This is a genomic window from Cognatundibacterium luofuense (genome assembly GCF_018139685.1).
Classification (GTDB): domain Bacteria; phylum Pseudomonadota; class Gammaproteobacteria; order Burkholderiales; family Burkholderiaceae_D; genus Undibacterium; species Undibacterium luofuense.
In genome coordinates this window covers 1-281 of sequence record NZ_JAGSPN010000663.1, presented here as the reverse complement: position 1 = coordinate 281, position 281 = coordinate 1, and the positions used below count along the sequence as shown (strand labels likewise).

Here is a 281-nt window from a genome sequence, read left to right as displayed (position 1 = left end):
ACAACCTGGTACCACATAGCCGCGCCCATCCACCACCAGCGTCGCGCCTTGCTGCACACCTTCAGTAATTAAGTGTTCTATGCGCTGTTGTGCGGCTTTGGTGATCACCGGCCCCATCTCTGCGTCAGCGACTTTGCCATGGTTGACTTTCAGCAGGCGTACGCGTTCTGCCATGCGCGCTACCAGCGCATCAGCCGCGCTGCCCACTGCCACCGCAACCGAAATCGCCATGCAGCGCTCACCCGCAGAGCCATAGGCCGCACCCATCAAGGCATCGACCG

The 281-nt window shown here is 61.2% G+C and carries 1 protein-coding gene; it reads right to left on the bottom strand.

Annotation, left to right across the window (positions count from 1 at the left end; all coding sequences use genetic code 11):
• The coding region (locus tag KDM89_RS22095) for an aldehyde dehydrogenase family protein (RefSeq protein ID WP_212689883.1) at positions 1-281 on the bottom strand (281 nt) is incomplete at both ends.